Below are 18,069 nucleotides of genomic sequence, written 5' to 3'. Positions count from 1 at the left end.
TCAGCATGTTCAATACCAAACTCCCGACGCTCAACGAACTCCCATCCTCGGCCCAACTGCTGCGCTCCACCGTGATCGCCCTGATCGCTGCTGGCGTGCTGCTCGTGACTGTTGTGATGCCATCGGAGTACGCAATCGATCCCACCGGTGTAGGCGGTGCCCTTGGGCTGACCCAGATGGGTGAGATCAAACTGCAACTCGCTGAAGAAGCGGCTGCTGACGAGGCGGCTGCCCAGGCGATCGCTACGCCGTCGGCCCCAGCGGTGGCTGCTGCACCGACTCCACCAGTTGCAGCTCCTGCTCCGATGCCAGCCCCCGCCCCCGCAGTAGCTCCCCAGGTTCAAGCCCCGGCGCAAACTCAGCCGGCTGCGCCGGAACCACAGGTGGCAGGTCAGCAACATGAAATGAGCATCACGCTGGAACCGAGCCAAGGCGCTGAAGTGAAGCTGGAAATGAAGGAAGGTGCCAAGGTGAACTATCTGTGGACTGCCAACGGCAGCGTCGTGAACTACGACACCCACGGTGACCCCTACAACGCTCCGCGCGACTTCTACCACGGCTATGGCAAAGGCCGTGCTACCCCAGAGGATTCTGGCGTTCTGGAAGCGGCATTCGACGGCAAGCATGGTTGGTTCTGGCGTAACCGCACCAACAAGCCAGTCACTGTCACCCTGCGTACGCAGGGCGACTACATCAGCATCAAGCGTGTGATCTGAAGCGAGGCGCCCCTTTCCCATTATCGGGAAAGGGGCGCTGTCATACCCCTGAATCCTTCCCGCCGCCCCGGTGCGGGCGATACGGGAAAGTCATGCCTGCGTAAATCTGCACCTGCAGAAACCGACTTTCACTTATTAGCCACTCGACCCGCCGCTGGAGATTGAGCATAAACGCCATCTCCAAGGGGAAACCTATGCCTGTAAAAACCATTCTTCCGAGCCTGATTGCCGGCCTTCTGGCGATCAATGCTCAAGCCGACAACTTCCGCTATAGCGACACGCACCTGCATTACGTCGACTTCTTCCAGAGCACGGCAGGGACAGCGTCACTGCTCAAGGAAATGACGGCTGCCAGGATTGATCACGCCATGCTTACTGGTATCTCGGTCGCCAAGGAGTGGGATGAAAACGAGCCCACTCGACCCCGCTACTACGCAGGTGACGATGCCAGAGCCTACTGGTACAGCGCGACCGACACATTGATTGCCCACGCGTACAAACAGTTGCCCGAGGATGAGCGAAGGCGCTTTCACCCATTCATCTCCGGATTCAATCCGAACGACATGAATGCCGATGTTCAAGTGCGACGTTTATTGGAGCTCGATCCTGGCCTATGGCAAGGAATCGGAGAGGTCTTTACCCGTCACGACTACCTGACAGCCTTGGTCTACGGCAAGGCACCGCGGGCAAACAGCAAGGCGCTTGCGAGAGTCTATCGGGTCGCTGCCGAATTCGACCTGCCGGTTCTGATGCACTCCAACATCACCTCCAAGCGAGAACGCTATCCGCTCTACCTGGAAGAGTTTGAAGCGGCATTACGCGACAACCCGGACGTGCGCTTCATCTGGGCCCATGCAGGAACGAGCATGGAAATCCATCGCACACAGGGCAAGATGGACTTCCTTCTTCCAGCCCTGGCGCAGTTGCTTGCCCGGTACCCGAACCTCTACATCGATCTGTCCTGGACGGTGCTGACCCCTTATCTGCTGGATGAGCAAGGTGACCCAGATCCAGCCTGGATACAGCTGGTTAGCCGCTACCCGACTCGCTTCATGCTGGGCTCCGATGTCGTGGGTACTTTTGGCAGCCTGAAAAAGTACATGTTCAGCTTCGCCCCCTTCCTGAATGCACTCCCACACCAGGTGGCACACCAGGTCGCTCTGTCGAACTTCCTCGCTATCTTGCCGGCAGAGCGACGCAGGTCGATTCAGTGAGCCCCGATCACACCGTCCTCAGTCCTTTGGCCAGCGTTGGTGCTCATCGTCGATGACGAAGGTATGAGCATGGGTTTTGCCACTGGCAACATGGGGATGGCTTTCCGGCAGATCCTCATGGCGATGTTCAACCACATCACGGTCATGCTCTGGCTGCCAGATTCGCAGGCTGACAAGGAGAGCGGCCAGAGCCAGCAGGCTCAGTCCAACGAAGGATGCGGTCATTCCCCAATTCGCCCCGACCCACCCGGCCAGCGGATAAGTGATCAACCAGCAGGCGTGGGACAGGGCGAACTGTGCAGCAAACAGCGCCGGCCGATCCTGAGTACTCGATGAGCGCCTCAACACCCGACCGGATGGGGTCTGAGCCAGTGAGTAGCCTGCGCCGAGCAGCAGCCATAGCACCAAGAGGCTCGGGTAACTGGGCAGGAGTATCCCCAGGAAGAGGCCTGCAACCAGAATACCGCCGCCGGCCAGCATGACCTTGCGATCATCAAGCCGATCCAGCAAGCGCGGCAGAATCAGGGCCACCAGCATGGAGCCAGCCCCAAAGGCCATCAGGGCTGTGGCTGTCGAACTTTGCGGCAAGCCAAATCGGGATTGCACGAGTACCACGGTATTGACGATGACCATGGCGCTGGCTGCAGCAATAGCCAGATTGAGTGCCAGAAGCCCGCGCAGGCGCGGTGTCGCCAGAAATATCCGCATCCCCCTGGTGGTGCGCTCGTAGATACTCCTCTTGGGCCCGGCAAGCACAGCCGGCAAGGTAACGCTTGCAACCATTGCTGCCGAAATCAGGAAGCCTACGACGGTTCCGCCGAACAGGCTGTGGAAGCTGACCACGGTGAGTAGCAGCGCCGCCGCCATGGGGCTGATGACACTCTCCAGGTCATAGGCCAGCCGCGAAAGAGAGAGCGCCCGCGTGTACTCTCGTTCGTCAGGAAGGATGTCTGGAATGGTCGCCTGGAACGTTGGCGTAAAGGCCGCGGACGCAGACTGCAGAACGAAGATGAGCACGTAGACCTGCCAGATCTCCGTGACGAACGGCAGCACGACTGCCACAGATGCTCGAATCAGATCCAGGGTGATCAACATGCCCTTTCTTGGCAGGCGCTCGGCAAAGGCTGCCGCAACGGGAGCCACGCCAATGTATGCGAGCATCTTGATGGCCAGCGCTGTACCCAATACGGCACCGGCCTGCGCCCCGGCAAGATCGAAGGCCAACAATCCGAGAGCAACAGTCGCCAGGCCTGTACCGACTAACGCGATTACCTGGGCAAAGAACAAATGCCGGTAAGTGCGATTGGCCAAAACGGAAAGCATGTGAACCTCCAATACCAAGTCACCGCAGGGCAGAACTGATGTTCAGCGGCGCGGCATAGGTTCCGGGTAGACGAAATAGCCCTTCGGATGACCAGAGGTGCAGAGTTACTGATCTTCGCCATGGCCGGCGCCCAGAAGAGAGCGCTGGCCAAATCCTATCCCCCCCAGGGGGATATGGTCAACGAAGGGAGGAGGAATGTGATTCGCTTCAGGCTCACGCCAAAGCAATGATGAAACGAAGCTCCATACCCTGGTGCGGTATCAGCACCAGGACATGGACGGGATGTGAAAGGTTATCGATAGAGCAGGACGATCATGCTTCGTTACCGCGGCTGCCCATGCTCACCCGGTTGTTACAGCTGCTCAAGGCACTCCGCCAGATCACTGCCAAGCGATGACAGTAAGCGCTCATACCCAACTGCACTCACTTCGATGTCATAGCCAAGCGCATCCAGCACCGCCATTCGCACCGGCAAGCCTTCACTCAAGGTTTGGGCCAGACGAAGCTGTACTGGCGGTTCACTAAACACGCAACTGGGGCCAGCAGAAACCAAGCGGTTACGCATATTGGCCACCTTCCTGGCGCCGGGGGGCACATCAGCGCTGACTGCAAACACTCCCGCGTGCTTCAGAGCGTAGGCTTCTTCGAAATAGTCGAACGCCTCATGAAAGACAAAGAACGGCTTGCCTGCGAGCGGCTTGAGCCGGGCTTTCAACTGACCATCCTGATTCGAAAGACGCTCGTTGAATGCAGCGAGGTTGGCGTCATATCGACGTGCATTGCTTGGGTCAGAAGCCGATAAATCGTCTGCCATGCGCTTGGCAATCAGTCGTGCGTTGTCAGGTGCCAGCCAGAGGTGGGCATCCAGAGTTCCAGGTCGGTGGAGCTCATCATGCGCGCCCTCCGCATCCCCATCAGCCTGTGACTCATTTGCATGCTCGTCTGCGTGGTCGTCGTGCCGATGTTCGTCGCCAAAGCGACGCAGGTGAAGACCATCGATGTGCTGTACCGCCAAGCTGGGTGCATTTCGCCCTTCCAGAACCTTTGGCATAAACGTCTCGAGATCAGGGCCAATCCAATAGAACAAATCGGCCTCCCGCACCTTGCGGATGTCGGAAGGCCGCAGGGTGAAATGATGGGGAGATGCGCCTGGCGGGAGTAGTACCTCAGGCGTGCCAACGCCATCCTGTACCGCTGCTGCAATGAGTTGTAAGGGCTTGATGCTGGCTACGATACGTACCTCTGCTAGTGCAGAGGTTGTGGTTAGGTATGCAATTGTGGAGAAGATGAAAAAGAGGCAGCGCATGGGTAACCCGCAGGGGAGATTATGTTACTACATAACATAACAGTGGCATTAAGTATCAGGAAGATTTGCCCATGACCGCCCGACGAACAGTGAATTCAGTATCAAAATGACTAGAGGCTTTTCACTCCGCCCCTGAAACAGGGCTCCCTTTCCATCTCACGATCCTTCTTGCAAACGTCCGCTTTTGGCCGGTTTCTGCCTGTTGCGTCTCTGCTGCCCACTGGCCAAGTCGGATGCACGCGGTGGTCAGTACCAATGCAATTGACTGGTCAAATGGGTGCAATTGCGCAGGTATGGACTTCAAGCCCCAATTTCCTGGAAAAGAGGTTCTTTCTATGGACATCCGACATCAGAGATTGAGTAGCGGAATGTCTGAGCTGAAGTCATGTCCATGGCTGTTCTTCTTTCCTTTAGATCGATGAGACGTTCGCGAGCTGGCTGAGTGGCAGGCTGCAGATCGCTGCTTCGAGCTACTTGATGTGCACCGAGATATCGTTCGCAACGCTGACGGAGCACAGATCGCAGGCGAAAGACCCCGACAGCTTTTCTCTTGGAAGGATCAGGTGCCACGGGATCGACCAGTGATTCTTTACTGTGCTCGTGGGCATGAATCAGCCAGCGGTGTACCGCATACCCTATGGGCAATGGCGCTGGATGTGCGGTATCTCGTCGACGGCTTTGCAGGGCGGTGTGAAGCCAAGCAGCCGGTATGCGATTTGGTCTAGCCATCTGGTACTGGCCGCCTCATGAGAGGCGACCAGCGCTGCCTAAATCAATGGCAGTGGTACTCGCCTGTGGAGTGGTTGGTATGGCAGCCCTTGGAGTCGGTACCGCCACTATGGGCAATGGCAGCGGCGGAGGACAGGGCAATCACGGTGGCGATCAGGGCGGCAGAAAGCTTCTTCATGTTCAAACTCCGTTTCGATTGGCTCTTATATGTGATCTAGGTCACGCTCCGGATTATGGCAAAAGGCCTGCATTGAGCAAGGGAATTTTGATCGATCGGTCAGAGAGCCACACGAAGCAACGCCAGCACCGCTAGATGGCCGGGGTAGAAGTAGTAACCCCAGCGCCCCACTGGCCATATGTGTTGGGTGATTTTCTGCCGCAATAGCCACAGGCCAACCATCGGAGCCGCAAAGGTCGTGGCCATGGCCCACCAGGTGCCAAAGGGACCAGCTCCGATCCAACCGTCACGGCTATTGGCCAACACGCTGAAGACTGCAGGTATGAGCCAGATAATCCAGGGGCGCTGCACTGCCAGCACCATGGTCGCCGGCAGTAGGACACCAAACGCGCCGTACATCAGCCGATCATGCAGCGCTATCGAAACGGTCAGCGTGAATAGCCCCAGCACCAAGCCTGTACGATCGCTGTGATGGACGCTCCAAGCAACTATGAGCCCCAACATCAGTGTCGGCATCACATTCAGCGTATTGCTCATCTCGGACAGCGCCCGATACGGCATCTCGGATATGAGGCTGAAGGCCAGAAGCCAACTCAAGTAGCGAAAGTTATTTTCGCTGTACAGATCTCCTGGGCGGGAACGCGACACGTTGGCGGCGATGCCAAGGCAGAACAGCGGGAAGGCGAAGCGTCCAACCACGAACAGCCAGGTTGTCGCTTCAGGCCATAGATAGCGCAGGTGGTCTATCACCATCGTCAGCATGGCGAGCCATTTGACGAGATCCAGGCTGGTCGAGCGCATTACCCCATGATCCCGAGGGTCACCACGGTGAGCACCAGGTATCGAGCAGCCTTGGCCAGCAGCACGATCAAAAAGAAGCTCCAGAAGGGTTCGCGCATGACGCCGGCAATCAGGGTCAGCGGGTCGCCAATGATCGGTACCCAGCTCAGCAGCAGTGACCAACGGCCGTAGCGGTGGTAGGCCCGCTGCGCGCGGGCCAGCTTGTTGTCACTGACCGGGAACCAGCGTTTGTGCCGGTAACGCTCGATGTAAAGACCAAGCAGCCAGTTGACCGCTGAACCCAGAACATTTCCTGCCGTAGCCACTACCAACAACATGACCACCGAGTAGTTGCCACTTATCAGCAGGCCGGTAAGCACCGCCTCGGACTGCGCAGGGATCAACGTTGCGGCACTGAAGGCCGCGAGAAATAGGCCCAGGTAGCCTGATAGCTCCCACATCTACGCGGTCAGACCGATCCAGCCATGAACACCGACGTAGATACCGACCCCAATAATGAGCATGCTCGAGAGGTAGGGCGCGCGACGCGCGACCGCTCCCAGCCATGGCCACCGGTTGGAGGCCTGGCGAGCGCCCACCGCAGCAGCTGCGCCGACGGATACCAGCGTCAACGCCAGGCCGACACTAAAGCACAGCACTAGAACAGCCCCGAGTGCGACTTCCTTCACCTGCAGGCATAGCAACAGCACCGTAATCGCGGCAGGACAGGGAATCAGTCCTCCGGTCAGGCCGAACAGGATGATCTGGCCAGTGGTGACGTTGCGGTTATTGAAGCGGTTGCGGATGTCGTTGGCGTGGGCTCGCTCATGGGCATCCTGGTATCCCTCCAGCGACAGCTCCAGGCCCTGCAGATCGGAATGGTCGTGGCCGTGGTCGTGCTCATGGAAATCGAGGTCATAGTCGTGCGAATGGCCCGCGTGGCCAAGGCTCAGACGCGCGGTGAACTGATGAGGCTCTGGAATTTCCGCGACCGATTCCAGGTATTCGCCGCGATGCACAAAGCGGAACAGCTGAGCTGTCCCATCAGGACGCGTCGTCGACAGATTCACGTCTTCTGCTGGCCAAGAGTGACCAGTCAGAGTGCGCAGACGCCAGCGCGGGGGAACCCCTTCCTCGAAGATCGAGAGTTCGATTCGCCCGTGCCCGGTATCGATTCGGCGAAGCTCGTCATGGTGGTGATCATGCGCATGATCACCTTCTTCGAAACGCCACATCTGTTCGCCACGCCAGGTTCGCCACAGCATCCAGAGCGCGATGGTGATGATGATCGCGGCGGACGCGAGCTGGAAATAAGGTTCCGTCGTCTCGGCATTCAGGTTCTGGCCCAGATACATGCCGCCCATGGCCACCAGCCAGACAACTGCGGTGTGCGAAATGGTTGCCGCCAGCCCCAGCAAGACCGCCTGCTTCACGGTGCCGCGGATGGCTACGATGAAGGCCGCCATCATGGTCTTCGAGTGGCCTGGCTCCAGGCCATGCAATGCCCCTAGGAGGATGGCGCTGGGGAAGTACAGCCAGGCGTGAGACGCACCCTGCTGCAGCAATTCGGCAAAACTCGACATGGGGATACCTACAGGTACTTCGTGATCTGCTTGAAGTCTTCAAGGGAGGTGCGCTCGCCAGTAGCGAGGGCGTCCATCGTGTGCTCCAGGCAGTGATCGATGTGATCTTGAATCAGGGTGCGCTTGGCCTGGCATACAGCCTTCTCCACGGCATGCAGCTGCTGCGCGATATCCACGCACTCACGGCCATCCTCGATCATGGTGATGATGCTGCGCAGATGGCCCTCGGCGCGCTTCAGGCGCTTCATGACATCGCTGTGGCTTTGGTGTCGGTGGCCATGGCTGTGTTCGTGATCGCTCATGCCTTGAGTCCTATGCCTCGATGATTTACGCTCGCATCCTATCCCCCTGGGGGGGATGCGGTCAAACGACCCTTTTAGCCCTTTGCAAGCTGCAAGACATAGGAAAATGGCTCGCCGTAGTGCCTCGAAGAAACCCGTTATCGCATTGATACTGGCCTTGCTGTTGGCCTGGGTAGGGCATTCGCTGGCCGCCATCAAAGCACCGCTGATACCGGGGGATTACTCTGGCGCTGTGTCCCATGGTCATTCCCATGACGTGGACGCGTCGGCGTTCCCGAGCCACAAACATGCGGCTGACCATAGCCATGAGATCCCTTATCTCGGGTCGGCGCTGACACTGCTGTCACGCCCCGAGCGGGAAACCCCTCCCAGCTCGTTGCGGGCAACTGTCCCTGAAGTGCCGATCTACCTACTCGAACGGCCACCACGCTCTGGGTTCGTGCTCTGAAACCGGCCGCCTCGCGGCCCCAGACCACTACAACCTAGGAAATCGTTATGAATTCGCTTCCTCTAAGCAGGGCAACGGCGCTGATCGCACGCCTGCGTCGACCGCTTTTTCTGCCCCTGCTTGCCATCGCTCTACTGATGGCAGTCATGCCTGAGGCGCTGGCCCACGGTGTGCCCGAAGGAGACAAGGGCTTCATCCAGGAAAGTACCGGCGTGATGTTGGTGCCCTTCATCTACATGGGTGCCAAACACATGATCACCGGCTACGACCATCTGCTGTTCCTGTTCGGCGTGATCTTCTTTCTCTACCGTCTGAAGGACGTAGGGCTGTACGTCACGCTGTTCGCAGTTGGCCATTCGATCACTCTGCTCTTTGGAGTGCTCAGCAACATCAGCATCAGCTCGTATGTGATCGACGCGATCATCGGCTTTTCGGTCGTGTACAAGGCCCTGGATAACCTCGGCGCCTTCCAGCGCTGGTTTGGGTACCAGCCCGATACCCGCACAGCAACGCTGATCTTCGGCCTGCTTCATGGTTTCGGTCTGGCCACCAAGATCCAGGAGTTCGAGATTTCTCCTGATGGCCTGATCGCCAACCTGATTGCCTTCAACGTAGGTGTCGAGATCGGCCAGCTACTGGCCCTCGGCGGCATTCTCATTCTGATGGGCTATTGGCGACGTACTGCCAGCTTCTGGCGCCATGCCTACACCGCCAACGTTGCCATGATGAGTGCCGGCTTCTTGCTCATGGGCTACCAGATCACCGGCCTGATTGTCTCTCAGTAAGGAATTCTCCAATGTTCAATACCAAGCTTCCGACCCTCAATGAACTCCCCTCGACAGCACGGCTACTGCGCTCCACGGTCATCGCGGCAATCATTGCCTGCGTGCTTCTGGTTACCGTGGTGATGCCTTCGGAGTATGCGATCGACCCCACTGGCGCGGGCCGAGCACTGGGACTCACTCAGATGGGTGAGGTGAAGATCCAGCTGGCTGAGGAGGCTAGAGCCGATGAGGCCGCAGCTCAGGCGCCCACTCCGCAGCCAACTGAAGCTATCGCCGCAGTACCCGCAGCCCCGACAACTACCCCGGCCGCTCCTGCCGAGGTCATTCCCGCTCCGGAGCAATCGACTGCACCTGAGCCAGTACCTGGTCTTCAGCATGAAATGAGCATCACCCTGAGCCCGAATCAAGGCGCCGAGGTGAAACTGGAAATGAAGCAAGGTGCCAAGGTGAAGTACCTCTGGACTGCCAACGGCGGCGTCGTTAACTACGACACCCATGGCGATCCTTACAACGCACCGCGCGACTTCTACCACGGCTATGGGAAGGGACGCTCGACCCCAGAAGATTCAGGTGTACTGGAGGCCGCATTCGATGGCAAGCACGGTTGGTTCTGGCGTAATCGCACTAGCGAGCCAGTGACCGTCACCCTGCGCACCCAGGGCGACTACATCAGCATCAAGCGGGTCATCTGACCCCTTACCAGGCAGCCCCGATGGGGCTGCCACTAGGCCCTGCGCCGGCGGATGTCGCGAAACAGAGGGGGTGGACGGCCTCAATCGCCCGTAGGAGTGCGTTACAGGACGCTGCTGGCCGGCCATATGTGAGTTTGCAGGCGCGTTGCGGCAGCATTGGTCATGCAAACGCTGCATCCTGATGTCTTTGAAGGCTTGCGTGGTAGGACCCTCTGGCAGAAAACAGCCATTCACCTCGCTTCTTCTAGCCCGGATAGCTACGATTGTATTGGTTGGGGCCATGCGCCAGTGCAAGGAATTTATCGGCTTCGCGATGAAGCATCCTGGGTTGCTTAGGCTGCTCTAGGATGGGGTTTATAGGTTTTTATAGTCAATTATAGAGCGATTATAGAATTCGTTCTGGACGTCTGATTTGCGCTGTCCGCTTACGGCGGTAGCAGTCAACTGGTCTGCCCCGGAACTGGTGGACAGGTAGTTAAGAGCTACTGCTCGCATTTCGCCGCTCAAATTCCATCGGACTGAGATAGCCCAACGTCGAGTGGCGCCGGCGGTGATTGTAAAAGCGGATGTAGTCGAACAGGTCGGTTTTTTTGCCTCCTGGTAGCTGGCGTAGCGCGTCAGGTACACCCGCTCGGCCTTCAGCGAACGGAAAAAGCTCTCCATCGCGGCGTTATCCCAGCAGTTCCCCGGACGTGAATGGCTGGGCACGATGCGATGGCGCCGAAGCAAGGCCTGGTAGTCGTACGCGCAGTATTGGCTGCCACGATCCGAGTGCAGCAGCACCTCTTCTTTCGGCTGTCGGCGTGCCACGGCCATCTCCAGCGCGGCGTGCACCAAGGCCTGCTGCATCCGGTGGTGCATCGCCCAACCGACGACGGCGCGTGAATAGAGATCGAGCACGACGGCCAGATACAGCCAGCCTTGGGCCGTTCGCACGTAGGTCATGTCCGAGACCCAGTGCCGATTGGCGCGATCCGAGGCGAACTGGCGATCCAGGTGGTTCGGGGCAATCGGCAGAGCATGACGACTGCTGGAAACCAGCCGCCAGCGCTTGCGCGAGCGAACGCGCAGACCGGCTTCGCGCATCAGTCGAGCAACCCGGTGTCGACCACACGCATGCCCCATGGCCGCCAACTCGGCCTTGATGCGGCGATGGCCATAGATCCCATTCACCTCATGGTGGATGGTGCGGATCTCCTTGCTCAGACGCCGATTCGCCATCTCTCTCGCCGAAGGTGGCCGTTGCTGCCAGGCATAGAAGCCGCTGCGGGATACCCGCAGCAGCCGGCACATCGGCGCTACGGGATAGCGACCGGCCAACGCCTCGATGGCGCGGAACTTCACTTCGTGGGCTGCGAGAAGATGGCGAGCGCCTTTTTTAAAACATCGCGCTCCATGGTGACCTGAGCCAGTTGCTGGCGTAGCCGACGCAGCTCCGCACTCTCACCGCGCTGCTTGCCATTGCCCGGAAAGGCATCGTCACCTTGCTGTTCGTACTGGCGCTTCCATTTGCCCAGCAGGCTTTCAGCGATACTGAGCGTCTCAGCGACATGACGAAGCGGTGTACCGGCAAGCACCTGGTCTACCGCCTCGCGTTTGAAGGATTCGGGAAAACGTCGTCTGGTCTGGGTCATGAATACTCCTTGCGGTGGGCATTACCCACCTTAAGTCAGTGTCCACTCAGCCCGGGACAGACCACACCTCTGGCACCACAGGCGTGAGTTTGAAGATGCTCAGGTTAACTTCGGCGAGTTCTTGCTCCTGTATGCTGCCAGAGGAGTCCTGGTATTCATGGAGACGGAAATGACAATGCCGAATGAGCGCTCTCGCGCTGTGATAAAGACGCGAGATTTTCTCGTTGAACTGTCCCGAGATAGCAGCCTGCCTGAAAAGGTACGGCGAGATGCCAAGTTCCTTTTGCGGCACTTCCCTACGCAGGACGATGTGTTCCTGGCGGGGCGAATAGAAGAGCAGTCGGAGACCTTGCCACTGGGCGCAATGGGGCCAGTTTTCAGCTCCTCAATTACAGACTAGGTTCTCATCCCGCAGAAATGATAAAGGCGGCCTCAGGGGCCGCCTCGAACCAAGTTTCATCACCGGTACAGCGCCCGGGAGAGGAAGCTCTTGGGCTGCACACACAGAATAGCTGCAGGGGGATTGCGAAACCAGATTATTTTGAAGAGGGCTTTGGAGCGGAGGCTTCCCAGGTGCTCACCAGCTCATCAACCCTATCAGGGATCTGTGGCGATTTACTGAGCACAAGACAGCGGGCGGTACCGACATACTCTTCAATGAGGTAAAGGCTGTCCCCGACGTCGCCCCCCAGCTCTTGGAGCACCTCGTCGGGAATGCGAATAGCTCCGTCACCATCCCAGTCTTCGATTACCACCTGCATCGATTTCATCTGCACATACCTACTCAGGTGACAGGCTGCTCTGAAGACTCATGATTTCTCGCTGGATCTTTTTCAGCAGCTCATCTGGCTTCAGTCCAGGCGTCTGCCGTTGGTACGCCAGAACCAGCAGCGTCAAAGGATGAATGCCGACAACCTCGGCAATCTGCTCAACCTTTTCAATCGATGGCTTCCACTTGCCGCGCTCGATTGCACTGATATAGCTCTGGCTGGGGCCCAGCCCTTCCTGGGGGAGATCCTTCAAATTTCTCAGATTCTTGATCACCAGACCAAGCGCTTCATTGAGTTCCATTTGCTGTCTCGCAAAAGGAACGATGAAGCCTTTTTAGCGTCTCTTGGGCTATGCTATATATAGCTTAAAAAGGGGTGTGCTGATGTTTCTCACGTACAAGCGCGCTGAAATCGCGTATCCGCCGTTGTTTGGAGATGACTTCCAAATGTGGCGATTCGTCGAGCTCGAGGAGCATCGCCCTTGGTTTTACGTGGTGATCAATCGCCGCCGGAAGACCACCTCATGGCGGACGATGCTTCTGATTCCGACTGAAGAAGAGCTGGAGCACATGCTAGAAAAGCGCGCCGAGGGGACGCTAGTCGAGGCAGTCCAGGTTGTGCTGCCCGCAAGGATAAATGGGTCCAATGATTGGACAATGGAGAGGCTGACCGAGCTGGTAAGGGTCTATGATCCAGACGAACGAGTCTTGGGCTACGACTTCAAAACGGCATCAGGCCAGACCTACTCGCACAGGGACTGCCAGTACTCACAGGACGGAGCCAAGCGCCAGGTCTATTGTTCGATGATCTGTCCCGCATAAGATGGGCGCAGGCTCTCTCGGTTCTCGGTAGGGGCCACTCACTGCATTTGGCCGGCCAATGAAGGCTCTTCCCGAGAAAATCCTAGACATTATTCAACAACTTCCAGAAGGCGAAGTTCTGACACCTGGCAGATTCGTGCATCAGGGACCTCGCCATGCTGTGCAGCGAGGGCTCTCTCGCCTGGTCGAAGGTGGAAAGCTGTTTCGTGTTGCTCGGGGCTTTTATATTGCTGCAGTCGAAACTCGGTTCGGCGCGCGCAAACTGGCACCGGAGATGATCATCCGCTCATTGGCAAATGTGCAGAGTGAGCTGATAGTCGCCACTGGGGCTAGCGTCTCCAACAAATGGGGGCTGACAACACAGGTTCCTGTTCGGTATGTCTTCCTAACCACCGGACGTTCTAGGGTGCTTCAGGTTGGCAAGACCACCGTATCGATTCGGCATGCGCCTCGATGGCTGATGGCTCTTGGCGCTACTGGAGCGGGGGATGCCATTCGAGCATTGGATTGGCTGGGCAAGGCAAGCGTAGGTGATGCCGTTTCAAAGCTTCATAAACTACTACCCGAGAGCGAATGGCGGGCTCTAGTGTCAGCTCACCGCTCATTGCCTGCCTGGATGGCGAAAGCCATCTGCGCTCGGTCGAATTGCACCTGAGCTCGCTCTGTCAAGTTGGGCTAGCTGTCTGCTGTAGTCTACTTACCGGCAGACCGACATCAGCTGGGATGGGGGAGTTCAATGTGAAAGCCCGTGAGGCCAGCCGCTGAAGTACACCAAATGCGGCCTTTGTGAGCCTCGATTATGGAGCGGGTGATGGCAAGACCGAGCCCGGCATTGCTCGGGCTTCCCTCCCGCCGAGCGGGGTCAACCCGGTAAAAGCGGTCGAAGAGCTTCTCTAGATGCTCTGAGCTGATTGTGTCCCCTGGGTTCTCAATGCTGAAGGTTGTGGAGCCCGCTGTCTCGCGGATCAAAACCGAAATTGTATGTCCCGCCGGCGTGTAGCGCAGTGCATTGGACAGCAAGTTGGAGAGTGCACGATCAAGCATCAGCCGATCTCCCAGCACTTGGCCTGTGCCTGTGAGCGATAGTTCAATGCCATGTTCTTCGGCCAGAAGGTGGTAGTAGTCAAACAGCTTGAAGACTACGTCAGCCAGTTCGATCCTGGCCTGCTCGGGGATGATCAGGCCATTATCAGCCTTGGCCAGGAACAGCATGTCATCAATCATCCGAGACATGCGCTTCAAGTCCTCCAGGTTGGAGTAGAGATTCTCTTCATAGGCATTGATATCGCGTTTCTTGCTCAGCACGACCTCGGTGTGGGTCATCAGGTTGCTAACGGGCGTGCGTAGCTCGTGGGCAATGTCGGCCGAAAAATTGGAGAGCCTAACGAAGGCATCCTCTAGCCGAGCCAACATCGCATTGAAGGATAGAACCAGTTGCTGAAGTTCCCGCGGCACTGGTTCGAGAGGGATTCGTTCCTGTAACGAGCGAGCGGACATCCCGGAGGCCACATGAGTGACTTGCCGCAGAGGCCTAAGGCCGCTGCGAGCAACCACCCAGCCGAGCGCGGCACTGAACAGGGCACTGATGACCAATCCAATCCAGAACCATCGTTGCAGCGTGTCGAAAAAGTGTGTGTGATTGGTGACGTCAAGAATCAGCAAAGCTGTGAGCGGCTCAGCCTGATCGGCTACCGAGATTTGCGCCGTCATGCCGCGGTACATGTGTTGGCCGTTCTGCCACTCCCACATGCTCTGCTCATTTTCACGTCTGAAACGCTCAGGTACTTCGACTGCTCTGGGGTCGGAAAACAGTACAGAACCGTCACTGGCCAGGATAGTGGCGGCCAGATCCTGATGGGCTCCCAGCAAAGCTCGCAACTGCGGTAATTCTTCCGAAAGGCTCGCTTCACCGCGAGCATTGTTGAGGATATGTTTGGCGGATTCGAGTTTCTCCACCAGGGCCTGCCGATCCAGCATCTTGAAGTGGTGCTGGCTGAGCATATTGAAACTCAGCCCTGCTACCGTCAGGACTGCAATTACCGCGGACATGAACATCAGGCTCATGCGTGCGGTCAGCGAAAGGTGCTTCATATTCACTCCGGAGCATCCATCATGTATCCCATGCCGCGGGCGGTATGAATCAGCTTGAGATCGAAATCGTCATCGATTTTTGCGCGTAGCCGGCGTACCGCAACCTCAATGACATTGGTGTCGCTGTCGAAATTCATGTCCCAAACCTGAGAGGCAATCAGCGACTTCGGGAGCACCTCGCCGCGCCGGCGCAGTAGCAGTTCCAGCAGTGAAAACTCCTTCGCGGTCAGGTCAATTCTTTTCCCGCCACGGATCGCACGCCGCTTCATCAGATCGACTTCCAGATCGGCAATTTTCATGGTGGTCTGCGTCGGCGAACCATTACCTCTGCGCAACAGCGTTCTGACCCTGGCCAGAAGCTCTGAGAAAGCAAATGGCTTGATCAGGTAGTCGTCCGCACCCAGCTCCAACCCTTTTACGCGGTCTTCCACACCATCGCGTGCCGTCAAGAACAGTACGGGGACGTCTTTTCCTGCTGCGCGCAACATGCGCAGCACTTCCCAACCGTCCAGCCCAGGCATCATTACATCCAGAATTAGCAGGTCATAGGCTTCGCTAAGTGCATGCTGAAGGGCATCTGTACCGGTCATAACCCGGTCGACATTGAACCCAGCCTCGGTGAGACCTTGCTGGAGGTACGTACCGGTTTTGGGTTCGTCTTCAGCTACCAGTAGTTTCATGTGTGCAGACTCCAAAAGTCGGGTGGCCTGAGTTTGCAGGCAAACCGCGGCCCCAACCAGAAGCTTACGAAAATGTAATTCTGACTTCAGCTCACTGACAGGGTGGCTTGTCTAGGGTGCAAGCATGAGTACTAGGTTGTGCTCTCGGCCCTCGACAGACCAAAAGCAGAGGTGCCGGCCATAGTTTGCACTGATGGAGACTGCCCATGAAATCGCTGAAACCTTTGCTTCTGGTTGGTTCGCTACTGCTGTCTTCCATGGCTTGGGCCGAAGGGGGCAGCGACCGTGTATTCGAGCGCATCCAGCAGATGCGCGACAAAGCAGAAGCCGTGCTGATCCAGGCGGAGAAGGCCCCGGCCGGCGAGCGGCATGTGCACATGAAGGAGCATATGAACATGCTCGAAGACATCATGAGCCAGCTGCACAACGAACATCCCGCGCCAAACATGTCTGCCGAAGAGCATCTGGCCTGGATGGAAAAGCATGACAAGCTGGTAGACGACGTGCTGGCTCAAATGAGCCGCGAGCACAAGCTAATGATGGCCGACAAAGAGTGCCATCGATAAGGATTTTCCCATCTTCCAGGCCTTCCGTGATTGCTCCTTTGGCCTAGCGGCGCCTTTATGGCGCCGTGCTTTTTCCCAGCTGACGCAATTGTAGTTTTGGGGTCAGCGGCCTGGCAGCAAGCGGGGAATAGCATGAGATTTCCAGCACCCATCTCGAGGTCTCACCATGAAACGCTTACCCCTTAAACTGCTGATCAGCACTCTGTTCATCAGCACCACCTTTCCGGCATTTGCCGAGGTCGGCGGCAGTAGCAATGGCATTGGGCAGCAGGCCCAGGCGACGCCAGCGACTCGTACCATCTTGGTAAAGATGGACGACATCAACTACAGCCAGAAAACGATCGATGTGAAGCCAGGTGAAACCGTGCGCTTCGTTCTGAAGAACGAGGGCGCGTTGATGCACGAGTTCAACATCGGGCAGGCAGCGTCCCAGCTGGAGCACCAGCGCAAGATGGCGTCCTTGTTCAAGGACGGCACACTGACCCCGACCGGCATGGCCGAGCGCATTGTCTGGCATGAGCGTTATGGCACGGGAGACTCCAACCCTCCAGGCTATCCGGAAGTCATCAAAGCCAAGCATGACGACCCGAACGCGGTTCTCGTCGAGCCCGGCACAACCAAAGAGTTCGTGTGGACCTTCCCTAAGGCGGGCAGTTTGAGCTTCGCCTGTACATTGCCTGGGCATTACCAGGCGGGGATGGTCGGTGAGTTTGCTCTGCGTTAGTCCGGCATCGGTGCTACCCGTTGGCCGCGAGCTGGGTAGCACCGATCTGACGAACCTTACTGCGATGTAGTTTTCACGTCAGCGTACCGCCAGCTGCACCTCATTAGCATCGGGACTCATCCCTCCTCAACACCTCAGAGGCACACCATGAAACTCAGACCCGCTTTCATAATCACCACCCTTGGCTTGCTGCTCAGTGCTGCCAATGCGCTGGCCAGCCCGGGCCACAAGAAAGACAGTATTGGGCAACCGGGAGACGGTCAGGCAGTAGATCGCACCATCGAAGTCCGGATGGGGGACATCTTCTTCGAACCCAAAGCAATGGAGATCAAAGCAGGCGAGACAGTTCGCTTCGTCCTGAAAAATGACGGTGCACTGCTACACGAATTCAATCTTGGCAAAGCGGCATCCCATGCCGCGCACCAGAAAGAGATGGCCGCGATGTTTCAGAACGGCACGCTGTCCCCTACAGGTGCACATGACATGAGCAATATGGGCCATGCCATGGGCGGCATGAAGATGGTCGGTATGGAACACGATGACCCCAACAGTGTTCTTGTCGAACCTGGAGCACGCGAAGAGTTGATCTGGACCTTCTCCGCCGCCACCGAACTGGAGTTCGCCTGCAATATTCCAGGACATTATCAGTCGGGAATGGTCGGTAAGGTGACCGTACGCTGACGTTTATTGATACTCGCCAACTCCGTCCAGTCTGAGACACCTATT

The 18,069-nt window shown here is 57.5% G+C and carries 21 protein-coding genes and 1 pseudogene; 10 read left to right on the top strand and 12 right to left on the bottom strand.

Features of this window, described 5'->3' with window-relative positions:
* Window positions 1-5 precede the first annotated feature (5 nt).
* Together RTH74_RS10315 and RTH74_RS10310 are read left to right on the top strand one after the other, a co-directional pair.
* Window positions 6-716, top strand: a complete 711-nt coding sequence (locus tag RTH74_RS10315; protein ID WP_105446800.1) for a transmembrane anchor protein — start codon at window positions 6-8, stop codon at window positions 714-716.
* A gap of 194 nt (window positions 717-910) precedes the next feature.
* On the top strand, window positions 911-1,930 hold the full coding sequence (locus RTH74_RS10310) for an amidohydrolase family protein (RefSeq protein WP_105446801.1): 1,020 nt from the start codon (window positions 911-913) through the stop codon (window positions 1,928-1,930).
* Between the two features lie 18 nt (window positions 1,931-1,948).
* Here the strand turns inward: RTH74_RS10310 and RTH74_RS10305 are convergent, their stop codons facing one another.
* The 7 genes from RTH74_RS10305 to RTH74_RS10275 all read right to left on the bottom strand — a co-directional run bounded on the left by RTH74_RS10305 (window position 1,949) and on the right by RTH74_RS10275 (window position 8,132).
* Entirely contained in the window at window positions 1,949-3,253 is a 1,305-nt protein-coding gene (locus RTH74_RS10305; protein WP_124187304.1) for an MFS transporter, read from the bottom strand.
* A 353-nt stretch (window positions 3,254-3,606) separates the two neighbouring features.
* Window positions 3,607-4,560, bottom strand: a complete 954-nt coding sequence (znuA, locus tag RTH74_RS10300; protein WP_124187303.1) for a zinc ABC transporter substrate-binding protein ZnuA — start codon at window positions 4,558-4,560, stop codon at window positions 3,607-3,609.
* 772 nt (window positions 4,561-5,332) lie between these two features.
* Entirely contained in the window at window positions 5,333-5,467 is a 135-nt protein-coding gene (locus tag RTH74_RS10295; RefSeq protein ID WP_316914585.1) for a YHYH domain-containing protein, read from the bottom strand.
* Between the two features lie 99 nt (window positions 5,468-5,566).
* The gene (locus tag RTH74_RS10290; protein ID WP_316914584.1) at window positions 5,567-6,268 is read right to left on the bottom strand and encodes a TraX family protein; all 702 of its coding nucleotides are present in this window, start codon (window positions 6,266-6,268) and stop codon (window positions 5,567-5,569) included.
* Window positions 6,268-6,708: a YqaA family protein gene (locus RTH74_RS10285; RefSeq protein ID WP_090432342.1), complete on the bottom strand. Its 441-nt coding sequence runs from the start codon at window positions 6,706-6,708 to the stop codon at window positions 6,268-6,270. The genes RTH74_RS10290 and RTH74_RS10285 overlap by 1 nt, the downstream gene beginning before the upstream one ends.
* Window positions 6,709-7,830: a nickel/cobalt efflux transporter gene (locus tag RTH74_RS10280; RefSeq protein WP_316914583.1), complete on the bottom strand. Its 1,122-nt coding sequence runs from the start codon at window positions 7,828-7,830 to the stop codon at window positions 6,709-6,711.
* An 8-nt stretch (window positions 7,831-7,838) separates the two neighbouring features.
* Window positions 7,839-8,132, bottom strand: coding sequence for a metal-sensing transcriptional repressor (locus RTH74_RS10275; RefSeq protein ID WP_003246772.1), 294 nt, complete (start codon window positions 8,130-8,132; stop codon window positions 7,839-7,841).
* A gap of 495 nt (window positions 8,133-8,627) precedes the next feature.
* Here RTH74_RS10275 and RTH74_RS10270 point away from each other — a divergent pair, with 495 nt between their 5' ends.
* Window positions 8,628-9,365: a HupE/UreJ family protein gene (locus RTH74_RS10270; protein WP_316914582.1), complete on the top strand. Its 738-nt coding sequence runs from the start codon at window positions 8,628-8,630 to the stop codon at window positions 9,363-9,365.
* 11 nt (window positions 9,366-9,376) lie between these two features.
* Window positions 9,377-10,057: a transmembrane anchor protein gene (locus RTH74_RS10265; RefSeq protein ID WP_316914581.1), complete on the top strand. Its 681-nt coding sequence runs from the start codon at window positions 9,377-9,379 to the stop codon at window positions 10,055-10,057.
* Window positions 10,058-10,532: 475 nt separating this feature from the next.
* On the opposite strand, the pseudogene RTH74_RS10260 reads toward RTH74_RS10265, so the two are convergent.
* Window positions 10,533-11,691 (bottom strand): annotated as a pseudogene (locus tag RTH74_RS10260) (IS3 family transposase).
* A gap of 157 nt (window positions 11,692-11,848) precedes the next feature.
* Here RTH74_RS10260 and RTH74_RS10250 point away from each other — a divergent pair.
* Window positions 11,849-12,091 carry a BPSL0761 family protein gene (locus RTH74_RS10250; protein ID WP_041769455.1) on the top strand — a complete coding sequence of 81 codons (243 nt, stop codon included), beginning with the start codon at window positions 11,849-11,851 and terminating at the stop codon, window positions 12,089-12,091.
* Between the two features lie 136 nt (window positions 12,092-12,227).
* On the opposite strand, the gene RTH74_RS10245 is transcribed toward RTH74_RS10250, so the two are convergent.
* Complete coding sequence (locus RTH74_RS10245) at window positions 12,228-12,461, bottom strand: AbrB/MazE/SpoVT family DNA-binding domain-containing protein (protein WP_195882345.1); 234 nt, start codon at window positions 12,459-12,461, stop codon at window positions 12,228-12,230.
* Window positions 12,462-12,471: 10 nt separating this feature from the next.
* Entirely contained in the window at window positions 12,472-12,762 is a 291-nt protein-coding gene (locus RTH74_RS10240; RefSeq protein ID WP_013715607.1) for a helix-turn-helix domain-containing protein, read from the bottom strand.
* Window positions 12,763-12,844: 82 nt separating this feature from the next.
* Here RTH74_RS10240 and RTH74_RS10235 point away from each other — a divergent pair, with 82 nt between their 5' ends.
* Both RTH74_RS10235 and RTH74_RS10230 read left to right on the top strand, forming a co-directional pair.
* Window positions 12,845-13,282 (top strand): hypothetical protein, encoded by a 438-nt coding sequence (locus RTH74_RS10235; protein WP_174237170.1) that lies wholly within the window; start codon window positions 12,845-12,847, stop codon window positions 13,280-13,282.
* Window positions 13,283-13,340: 58 nt separating this feature from the next.
* Window positions 13,341-13,937: a DUF6088 family protein gene (locus RTH74_RS10230; RefSeq protein WP_080558749.1), complete on the top strand. Its 597-nt coding sequence runs from the start codon at window positions 13,341-13,343 to the stop codon at window positions 13,935-13,937.
* 59 nt (window positions 13,938-13,996) lie between these two features.
* Here RTH74_RS10230 and RTH74_RS10225 read toward each other — a convergent pair whose 3' ends face one another.
* Window positions 13,997-15,373, bottom strand: a complete 1,377-nt coding sequence (locus tag RTH74_RS10225; RefSeq protein ID WP_316914578.1) for a heavy metal sensor histidine kinase — start codon at window positions 15,371-15,373, stop codon at window positions 13,997-13,999.
* A 2-nt stretch (window positions 15,374-15,375) separates the two neighbouring features.
* The gene (locus RTH74_RS10220; RefSeq protein WP_004374688.1) at window positions 15,376-16,053 is read right to left on the bottom strand and encodes a heavy metal response regulator transcription factor; all 678 of its coding nucleotides are present in this window, start codon (window positions 16,051-16,053) and stop codon (window positions 15,376-15,378) included.
* A gap of 206 nt (window positions 16,054-16,259) precedes the next feature.
* On the opposite strand from RTH74_RS10220, the gene RTH74_RS10215 reads away from it, so the two are divergent.
* The 3 genes from RTH74_RS10215 to RTH74_RS10205 all read left to right on the top strand — a co-directional run bounded on the left by RTH74_RS10215 (window position 16,260) and on the right by RTH74_RS10205 (window position 18,024).
* Window positions 16,260-16,619, top strand: a complete 360-nt coding sequence (locus RTH74_RS10215; protein WP_316914577.1) for a co-regulatory protein PtrA N-terminal domain-containing protein — start codon at window positions 16,260-16,262, stop codon at window positions 16,617-16,619.
* 166 nt (window positions 16,620-16,785) lie between these two features.
* Entirely contained in the window at window positions 16,786-17,343 is a 558-nt protein-coding gene (locus RTH74_RS10210; protein WP_043242880.1) for a cupredoxin domain-containing protein, read from the top strand.
* Between the two features lie 147 nt (window positions 17,344-17,490).
* Complete coding sequence (locus tag RTH74_RS10205; protein ID WP_003246762.1) at window positions 17,491-18,024, top strand: cupredoxin domain-containing protein; 534 nt, start codon at window positions 17,491-17,493, stop codon at window positions 18,022-18,024.
* The last annotated feature ends 45 nt before the right edge of the window (window positions 18,025-18,069 follow it).

The sequence above is a fragment of the Pseudomonas sp. zfem001 genome, assembly GCF_032621725.1.
In the GTDB taxonomy this organism is placed as follows: domain Bacteria; phylum Pseudomonadota; class Gammaproteobacteria; order Pseudomonadales; family Pseudomonadaceae; genus Aquipseudomonas; species Aquipseudomonas sediminis.
Note: the sequence above shows the minus strand (reverse complement) of the source record. Positions and strands in the feature narration are given on the sequence as shown.